Below are 2,005 nucleotides of genomic sequence, written 5' to 3'. Positions count from 1 at the left end.
TGACGGTGCCATCCGATCCCCGCTGGAGATGAGCGATTTTCGGCGTATGGTGCGACCATCCGGGACAGGGGCACCGGGAGCACGCCAAGTGCGGGAAGGCCGATGTATTCGATGAGCTGCGAGCTCGCGTTAGTAGCTGGCCGCCCCTGCGACCTGCCCGGTTGCGCCGAGAGCGCGGATCCGTAGGTGTCGCGTCGCCCGCCGGCTCCCGACTGTTTGAGGAGAGGGAGCCGATGAGACGTGTGATTGGAATGGACATCCACCGCACCTTTGCGGAGGTGGTGGTTTGGGAAGACGGCCGGCTGCGCCATCACGGACGGGTCGACATGACCCGCTCGGGACTGGAAGGGTTCGGCCGCAGTTTGCGACGGACGGATGAGGTTGTCGTCGAGGCCACGGGCAACGCCATGGCGGTGGTGCGGGTTCTGTCGCCCTATGTCGGCCGGGTGATTGTCGCCAACCCGATGCAGGTGAAGGCGATCGCCCATGCCAGGATTAAGACCGACAAGATCGATGCCGGCGTTCTGGCGCAGCTCCATGCCAGCGGCTTTCTGCCGGAGGTCTGGGTACCTGACGACCGGACCGAGCGGCTTCGCCGCCTCGTCGCGCGGCGCAACCAGGTAGTTCGGCATCGCACGCGCGTGAAGAACGAGGTGCATAGCATCCTGCAGGCGCACCTAGTGCCGAAGTGCCCGCATGCCGATCTGTTCAACAATCGCGGTCGCGCCTGGCTCGAGCGGCAGGTGCTTCCCGACGACGAGCGGGCCGCCATCGCTCGCCACATCCGCGAGATTGACCGCCTGGCCGAGGATCTGGCCGACCTCGATCGCGACATCGCCCGGGAAGCGATTGATGATGTGCAAGTCCGGCGGCTTCAGACGATCACCGGCGTCAATGCCATCGTCGCGAGCGGTATCATCGCCGCCGTCGGCGATATCCGGCGATTTCGCGAACCGCAGAAGCTGGTGAGCTACTTCGGCCTCAATCCGCGTGTGCGCCAATCCGATCTTGGCTTGGCGCAATATGGCCGGATCAGCAAACATGGTCGTTCCCATGCCCGCGCCATGCTGGTCGAGGCCGCCTGGGCGACGGCGAAGGCGCCCGGACCGCTCAGGGCCTTCTTCCTACGCATCCGTAACAAGCGCGGCCATCAGGTCGCAGCCGTGGCACTCGCCCGCAAGCTCGCCGTGTTGATCTGGCATCTGCTGACAAAGGAGCAGGACTACTTCTGGGCTCGCCCGGCGCTGGTGGCGGCAAAGCAGAGGCAGCTCGCTCTCAAGGCCGGCGCGCCGGGCGAGCGCGGTGTCGGTCGCCGCGGTTCGGCTTACGCCTACAACGTGAAGGAGTTGCGAAACAGCGAGAAAGCCGCGGCCGAGAATGCCGAACGTGCCTACGAGCTAATGGTTCGGCATTGGCGGTCACGAGGGCCGAAGCGGCGCACGGACGCCACAAACGAGGAACGACTATAACGGCTGCGTGGCGGCACTCTCATCCTCTCGCACCACTCTTTGCCACGTGGTCGTCCGTGCCGGACCAATATAGCACAAGGAAATGTGGCGGCACGACCGACGCCCTCGGTCCGCTCCAGAATGGCGCCGTGCTCGACGCCGTCAAGGCGTGGCCTGGAAACCTCGCAGCCGGCCGTGGCGCTATCGCACCGGCCAGCCTTGACTGCGTCTCGACACGCTCGCGTGGGAAATCCTGTGGGCCGGGACGAAGAAACAGGCTCACCTGAGCCGAACAAAGAAACGCAACAGGAATCGAAAAAGTCGAAATCAGGGTTGTCGATGTCATCCGTCGACTTCATGTGCTTGTGGTGAGCCAGCGGCAGCCGATAGAAGCTCAGCGTCTCCTCGATGTTATCTTCCACCCAGTTGACCAGCTTCGGGTATTTGGCCTGCCATTTGGCAATCCACTGCGCCAGGTCGCGTTTGACCTCGGCAAGGTCGCGCCGGTCGTAGAACCATCTGAGCTCCATCAGGCAATCGTCGTCGACCTTGCGCGG

Annotated in this window: 1 protein-coding gene and 1 pseudogene; one reads left to right on the top strand and one right to left on the bottom strand. The window is 64.1% G+C overall.

Going from position 1 to position 2,005, the window contains the following annotated elements; all coding sequences use genetic code 11:
- Positions 1-251: 251 nt before the first annotated feature.
- Positions 252-1,469 (top strand): IS110 family RNA-guided transposase, encoded by a 1,218-nt coding sequence (locus NKI72_RS34740; RefSeq protein ID WP_352755836.1) that lies wholly within the window; start codon positions 252-254, stop codon positions 1,467-1,469.
- A gap of 314 nt (positions 1,470-1,783) precedes the next feature.
- Here NKI72_RS34740 and NKI72_RS34735 read toward each other — a convergent pair.
- Positions 1,784-2,005 (bottom strand): annotated as a pseudogene (locus NKI72_RS34735) (transposase); the annotation flags it as partial.

Source organism: Mesorhizobium sp. M0437 (assembly GCF_040321335.1).
Lineage (GTDB): Bacteria > Pseudomonadota > Alphaproteobacteria > Rhizobiales > Rhizobiaceae > Mesorhizobium.
Note: the sequence above shows the minus strand (reverse complement) of the source record. Positions and strands in the feature narration are given on the sequence as shown.